7 protein-coding genes are annotated in these 6,543 nt (G+C 71.5%); 5 read left to right on the top strand and 2 right to left on the bottom strand.

What is annotated here, in order from left to right:
* Positions 1-117: 117 nt before the first annotated feature.
* From ACFQ36_RS19705 to ACFQ36_RS19695, 3 genes are all read left to right on the top strand, one after another.
* Positions 118-579, top strand: a complete 462-nt coding sequence (locus ACFQ36_RS19705) for a hypothetical protein (RefSeq protein WP_377016727.1) — start codon at positions 118-120, stop codon at positions 577-579.
* A gap of 11 nt (positions 580-590) precedes the next feature.
* Complete coding sequence (locus ACFQ36_RS19700; RefSeq protein WP_377016725.1) at positions 591-1,589, top strand: cation diffusion facilitator family transporter; 999 nt, start codon at positions 591-593, stop codon at positions 1,587-1,589.
* Between the two features lie 63 nt (positions 1,590-1,652).
* Positions 1,653-1,877 carry a hypothetical protein gene (locus tag ACFQ36_RS19695; RefSeq protein WP_377016723.1) on the top strand — a complete coding sequence of 75 codons (225 nt, stop codon included), beginning with the start codon at positions 1,653-1,655 and terminating at the stop codon, positions 1,875-1,877.
* A 94-nt stretch (positions 1,878-1,971) separates the two neighbouring features.
* Here the strand turns inward: ACFQ36_RS19695 and ACFQ36_RS19690 are convergent, their stop codons facing one another.
* Positions 1,972-3,375, bottom strand: a complete 1,404-nt coding sequence (locus tag ACFQ36_RS19690) for an NAD-dependent succinate-semialdehyde dehydrogenase (protein WP_377016721.1) — start codon at positions 3,373-3,375, stop codon at positions 1,972-1,974.
* Positions 3,376-3,562: 187 nt separating this feature from the next.
* Between ACFQ36_RS19690 and ACFQ36_RS19685 the strand changes: the two genes are divergently transcribed.
* Entirely contained in the window at positions 3,563-3,874 is a 312-nt protein-coding gene (locus tag ACFQ36_RS19685; protein ID WP_377016719.1) for a hypothetical protein, read from the top strand.
* Between the two features lie 64 nt (positions 3,875-3,938).
* On the opposite strand, the gene ACFQ36_RS19680 is transcribed toward ACFQ36_RS19685, so the two are convergent.
* Positions 3,939-4,433 carry a flavin reductase family protein gene (locus ACFQ36_RS19680; protein WP_377016717.1) on the bottom strand — a complete coding sequence of 165 codons (495 nt, stop codon included), beginning with the start codon at positions 4,431-4,433 and terminating at the stop codon, positions 3,939-3,941.
* A 182-nt stretch (positions 4,434-4,615) separates the two neighbouring features.
* Between ACFQ36_RS19680 and ACFQ36_RS19675 the strand changes: the two genes are divergently transcribed.
* A partial coding sequence (locus tag ACFQ36_RS19675) for a PEP/pyruvate-binding domain-containing protein (RefSeq protein ID WP_377016715.1) occupies positions 4,616-6,543 on the top strand: 1,928 nt, incomplete at its 3' end.

The following is a 6,543-nucleotide window of genomic DNA, read 5'->3' as shown; positions in this document are numbered from 1 at the left end:
GTCCCGGCCGGCCGGCCCCGGTACGGTGCCGCCGACCACCGGCGGCCCGGCGGCCGAGGACCGGGAGGACATCGCCCCGGTGGAACCGCCGGCCGTGGCGACCAGGGAGGAAAAGGAATGAAGCTGCCCGTCTACCTCGGCCTGCTGCACGCGTCCGAGGCCGCCCTCGCGGAGTCCTACCGCCAGGTGGCCGGCGGCCACGGCGACGAGCCGGACGTCCACTTCCTGTGCCTGACGCTGGCCCGGCAGTGCGATGCCCACCAGGAGGCACTGCGGCCGGTCATCGACCGCTACGGGGAAACCACCGAGGACGACGAACCGGAGCGGCTGCGCCACGAGGGCCTGTCCGAGACCCGCTCGGGTCCGGTCGGCCTGCTCCGGGACCTGCAGGACCTCTACCTGATCGCCAACCTGGTCGACATCACCTGGACCATGGTCAAGCAGGCCGCCCAGGGGCTGCGCGACGCCGAGCTGCTCGACGTCGTCGCCCGCTGCGACGGCGAGACCGCCACGCAGCTGGGCTGGCTCAGGACACGGATGAAGCAGGCCGCACCGCAGGCGTTGATCGCCGCCTCATGAAGGACAGGCCAATGAAGGACTGGCCGGCCATGGCGGTGCCCAGATCCGAGGACGTCCCGCAGCGGCAGCAGGACAGCGCCTCGAGCCTGCTGACCGTCCTCATTGCCTTCGCGGCCAACCTCCTCATCGCGGCCGCCAAGACCGTCGCGGCCTGGATCACCGGCTCCGCCTCGATGACCGCCGAGGCGGCGCATTCCTGGGCCGACACCGGCAACCAGGTGTTCCTGATGGTGGCCGAGAAGAAATCGCAGAAGGGCAGGGATCCGACCCACCCGATGGGATACGGCCGGGAAGCCTATGTCTGGTCGATGTTCGCGGCCTTCGGGCTGTTCACCGCCGGCGCGGTGGTCTCCATCATGCACGGGATCCAGCAGCTGTTCGAACCGGAACCCGCGGCGGACTTCGCCGTCGCCTACATAGTGCTGGCCATCTCCTTCGTGCTCGAGGGCAGTTCCTTCCTGCAGGCCTACCGGCAGGCCAGGAGCAGTGCCGCCCGGTACCGGCGCCACACCCTCGAACACGTGGTCCTGAGCTCAAACCCCACGCTGCGTGCGGTCTTCGCCGAGGATTCCGCGGCGCTGATTGGCATCCTCATCGCCTTCGCCGGCATTCTGCTGCACGAACTCACCGGCTCCGCGGTGCCCGACGCCGTCGGCTCCATCCTGGTCGGCGTGCTGCTGGGGGTGATCGCCGTCGTGCTGATCGATCGGAACCGCAGGTTCCTGGTCGGCCAGTCCGTGACGCCGGAAATGCGCCGGCTGACCGCCAGGATGCTGCTGCAACAGCCGCAGATCGAGCGCGTCACCTACCTGCACATGGAATTCGTCGGGCCCAGCCGGCTGTACCTGGTCGCGGCGGTGGACCTGGTCGGCAACTACAGCGAGCGCGACGTCGCCGTCGCCCTGCGCGGGATCGAGCGCCGGCTCGAGGAGGACGAGATGATCGAGGAGGCGGTGTTCACCCTGGCCACCCCGGACGAGCCGTCGCTGTTCCGGGACGAGAACGTCTGACCTCCCCGGCTACGACGTGCGGATCGCGAGGATGCCGGTCAGCGCCATTCCCGGGCCCGGACCGTGGGACACCTCGAAGGGGTCTGGAAGGCGGTGCTGGACCGCAGGACCAACAGGGTCCTGGGCGCGGCGATGCTCGGCCACGAGGCCAGCGAGGTCATTGCCGTCGTCCGGATGGCCAGGCTCGGCGGGATGGACGATGAGTGGGTGCGGGACGCTGTCATCACGCACCCGAGCATGGCGGAAGGCCTGACGCTGCTGTTCACGCCCGCCTACCTGGAGGACTGAGCCGGTGCCGGCGCCCGGTCGGCTGCGGTGGCCCCGCCCGGCCGGGCGGGGCCACTTTCTGTCTTCAAGCTGCAGCTGCTGACCAATTTTTGGGTCAGTCGGCGATGTAGAGCAGGCGTTTGTTGACGAACTCGTCCATGCCCAGCGGGCCGAGTTCACGGCCGACGCCGGAGCGCTTGATCCCGCCGAAGGGCAGCTCGGCGGCGGAGCCGCCGGGCCGGTTGATGGAGACCATGCCGGCCTCCAGCCGGTCCGCCACCCGCTTCGCGCGGTCCGGGTCGGTGCTGAACACGGCCGCGCCCAGGCCGAAGGCGGTGTCATTGGCCAGGGCTACGGCCTCGTCCTCGCTGGCGACCTTGTAGACCATGGCGGCCGGGCCGAAGAGTTCCTCGCCCCAGGCGCGCATGTCCCTGGTGATGCCGGTCAGCACCGTGGGCTCGACGAAGGAACCGGGGCCGGCGACGGGGGAGCCGCCGGCGTGCAGCACGGCGCCCTTGTCCACGGCGTCGCGGATCTGCTCCAGCAGGGTCTCGGCGGCCGGCCGGGAGGAGAGTGGGGCGAAGGTGGTCTCCGGATCCGCCGGGTTGCCCGGGCGCAGCTTCTTCGCGTGCGCGGCCAGTTCGGCGACGAAGTCGTCGAAGATGTCCGCCATGACGATCATCCGCTTGGGCGAGTTACAGGCCTGGCCGGAGTTGGCCATGCGGGCCCGGAACGCGGTCTTGGCGGTGCGGGCCACGTCGTCGGTATCCAGCACGATGTAGGGGTCCGAGCCGCCCAGCTCCAGCACCACCTTCTTGAGGTTCTTCCCGGCGATTTCCGCCACGGCCGCGCCGGCGCGCTCGGACCCGGTCAGCGACACGCCCTGGATGCGCGGATCGGCGATGATGTCGGCGACCTGGTCATTGGTGGCGAAGACGTTCACGTAGGCGCCGGCCGGCAGCCCGGCGTCGTCGAAGATCCGCTGCATGGCCAGCGCCGAGCGCGGGCAGCTGGGGGCATGCTTGAGGATGATGGTGTTGCCCAGCACCAGGTTCGGCGCGGCGAAGCGGGCCACCTGGTAGTACGGGTAGTTCCACGGCATGATGCCCAGCAGGGCGCCCACCGGGCGCTTCTGGATGACGGCCTTCCCGCCGCCGACGGGCGTGATCGGCTGGTCTGCGGCCAGGGCGGGGCCTTCGGCGGCGTAGTAGCCGAAGATGTCGGTGACCATGCCGAGTTCGCCGGCGGCCTCGCGCGGCAGCTTGCCCATTTCCTCGGTAATGATGGCCCCGAGTTCTTCGGCGCGTTCGGCGAACAGCTCGCCGATCCGGGCCACCAGCCTGGCCCGTTCCCCGATGGGCACCTCCCGCCAGCTCTGGAAGGCTTCGTGGGCGGCGGCGAGGGCGGCCTGGATGTCGGCGTCGGTGGCGGTGGGGAATTCCTCCACCACCTCGCCGGTGGCGGGGTTCAGGACACGGTAGATGGCAGTGTCCGCGGCGCGGTCGATGGTTTCGGTCACGAAATCAGGCTCCTGGGATTGCTTGCTGGTGGTCTGCCGGCCCGGCTGCAGGCGGCGCGTCCCACCGTAGCGCACGGGATGCCCGGAGGCGAGCACAAGAAGACACCCGGTGTTTACAGGCAGGTAACCGGGCCGGTGCTTTGCCCGGCAAGACTGGTTCCCCGAGGAAACCGCGCAAGGAGGCACATTGGAGACCCTGAACGCCGTGAAGTCCGGAACCGCGCACATCGCGGTGTCCTTCGGCAACGAGGGGTACAAGGCCGCAGCGGCGTGGCTCCACGGGACGGACCCGTTCTGCCCGAAGCGCCATGTGGTGGCCCTGGAGGCAAACGCGGAGACGCTGGCGAAGCTGCAGGCGATCATCGGCGGCGCCGGGACGGGGTACCGGCTGCTGCTGGCCGGACCGGCAGCCGAGGTGCGTGCGGCGCGCGCGCAGGCCCTCGGTGCAGGGGCGGGGGCGGACATGGTGGTGCTCCTGCCTACCGCAGAGGTGGCATGAGGCAGGCCTGACCATGCCGCCGGGCCGGTGCCGGGCCCGCCGGGCGGTGTGCCCGGCGGGCAGTTTACGCCTCGTGGCCTGCCTGGAGGTCGGCCACGTCGGAGAAGGACAGCGCCGTGCCGCCCGCCGAGGCCCCCTCCAGCGGTGCCAGCACGAATCCCGTGTGGTCGCCCAGGTCGATCCGCTCCAGGACCTCGCCGACCAGCCAGCGCGGGCAGTCGGTGAGGATGGGCACACCCGCCGGCCCGTCCCGCCACCGGCACCGGGCGAACTTGTCCAGCTCGTCGCCGGTGCTGCCGCCGAAGAGCTCCGCGAGCCCGCGCTGGCCTGCGTCCGGCACGTGCACGCCGAGCGCCCTGGCGGTCCGCGCCAGCCGGTGCGTGTGGTTCTTCTTGGAGATGCACACCAGCAGCCGTTCCGGCTCGATGCTGCACTGGGTGGCAAATCCAACCAGGCAGCCCGACCGTGCGGCTTCGCCACCGGGTGCGCCGCCGGCAGCCGTGACAATGAACATCGGATAGTCGAGTCCGTCCACGAACCGATCCAGGATCCTGCCCACCGTTCCTCCTGTCTGTTTGGCCTGCCCGCCCGTGCCGCCGCCGGCAGCGGGTACGGGCAGGCACCGGTTCCCACCGTACTATCGGCCGCCGCGGCGGCCCGGCAGGATCATTGAGCTCGCGGGGCGCCGGGCATATAGTCGGCAGGACGTATCATCCGCAGGGGCCAACGCCAGGGGAGACTATGGATGCGCCAAGCCATGACCGGCTCGTCATTGAACTGGCCCGGATCGGCCCCGGAATGCTGCCGGAGGTCGGCGGCAAGGCGCTGAACCTGGGCATCCTGATGGCGTCGGGCCTGCCCGTGCCGGGCGGCTTCTGCCTGACCACGGCGGCTTACCGCACCATGGCCGAGGCCATCGGCCTGGAGGGGCCCGTGGAGCTGGTCGAACAGGTGGACGCCGCCGACGTGCACGGCCTGGCCGAAGCGGCAGGCCAGGTGCGCGAAGCCATCCTGGCCGCCGCCATTCCCGACCAGGTGGCCCGTACCGTCCGCGCGGCCTACGCGGAGTTGGGCCCGGACGCCCCGGTGGCGGTCAGGTCCTCCGCCACCGCCGAGGACCTGCCCGAGGCAAGCTTCGCCGGCCAGCAGGACACCTTCCTCAATGTCTCCGGCCCCGTTGCCGTGCTGGATGCGGTGCGCCGCTGCTGGGCGTCGCTGTGGACGGACCGCGCCGCGGCCTATCGCGCCGCCCACGGGATCGGACAGCACACGGTGAGCCTCGCCGTCGTCGTGCAGGAAATGGTGCCCGCGGCAGCGGCGGGCGTGCTGTTCACCGCCAACCCGGTGACCGGCACCCGCCGCCAGGCGGTGGTCGACGCCGGACCCGGGCTGGGGGACGCGGTGGTCTCCGGCGCCGTCAATCCCGAGCATTTCGTGGTGGACACCGCCAGCGGGCGGGTGCTGGAGCGGATGCCGGCCGGCCGGGGGGACACCGGGCGCAACGGCGGTACCGGGCCGCCTTGCCTGGCCGATGCGCAGCTGCGCGAGCTCGCGGCACTGGGGGCGAAGGCGGAGGACGTTTTCGGCGTCCCGCAGGACCTGGAATGGGCCGCGGGCCGGGACGGTACCATCTGGCTCACCCAGTCCCGCGACATCACCACGCTGTTTCCGGTACCGGAGGGGAGGACCCCCGCCGAGGGGGACCGTGTCTACCTGTGCGTGAGCCTGGCCCAGGGCCTGGTGCGGCCGCTCACCCCGATGGGGATGGCCGCCATCGGCGGGATGCGGGACGAACGCACCGGCTGGCGGCTGGCCGAGGCCGGCCTGCGGCCGTTTGTGGACCTGACCCCGGTGGTGCGCAGCAAGGGCGGCCGGCGGACGATGCTCAGGATGTTCCGTGTCGCCGAGGCACGGTCTGCCGCCCTGCTGGAGCGGCTCTACCAGGACCCGCGGTTCTCCGTCATCCGCGGCAGCCGGTCCCCGAACGTCTTCTCCGGCACCGGCCTGAAGCAGTTCGCGCTGTTCCTGCTCCGGTTCCTCGAGGCGGCCGCCAGGCCCCGGGCGGCACTGCGGCGGGTCCAGGACGTGGGGCGGACCCTGGAGCGGCAGCTGCAGCTGCCCGAGCCGGCCACGCCGGTGCAGCGGCTGGACTTCGTTGAACGGACCCTGTCCACGGCCTTCGCCACCCTGGTCCCGGCGGTCCTGCCGGCGCCGGCCGCAGGGTTTGCGCTGCTGGGCCTGGCCCGCTGGCTGCTGGGCGGGATTGCCGAACCCGGCGAACTGCAGGCGGTGCTGCGCGGACTGCCGCACAATGTCACCACCGAGATGGACCTGCAGCTCTGGCAGCTGTCCACCGAGGTCCGCCAGGACCCCGAGTCGGTGCGGGTGCTGGCCGCCGAATCCGCGGCGGAGCTGTCCCGCCGCTACCGTTCCGGCACGCTGCCGAAGCCGCTGCAGGAACGCCTGGCAGCCTTCCTGGCCCGCTACGGGCACCGGGCCGTGGCCGAGATCGACCTGGGCATGCCGCGCTGGTCGGAAGATCCGGCCCACCTGCTCGGGGTGGTCGCCAACTACCTGCGGGCCGACGGCGGGCAGGCGGCGCCGGATGTCCAGTTCGCGCGCGCCGCCGCGCAGGCCGAGGAGAAGGCCGGCCAGCTGGTGGCGCGGGT

Source organism: Arthrobacter sp. GCM10027362, assembly GCF_042679445.1.
Classification (GTDB): Bacteria; Actinomycetota; Actinomycetes; order Actinomycetales; family Micrococcaceae; genus Crystallibacter.
The sequence above is the reverse complement of the archived record's forward strand: the minus strand, read 5'-3'. Positions and strand labels throughout refer to the sequence as shown.

Bases quoted from the DNA above. Each gene is read 5' to 3' on its own strand.
- ACFQ36_RS19705 (WP_377016727.1), top strand. From the start codon at position 118: ATGAAGCTGCCCGTCTACCTCGGCCTGCTGCACGCGTCCGAGGCCGCC.
- ACFQ36_RS19700 (WP_377016725.1), top strand. From the start codon at position 591: ATGAAGGACTGGCCGGCCATGGCGGTGCCCAGATCCGAGGACGTCCCG.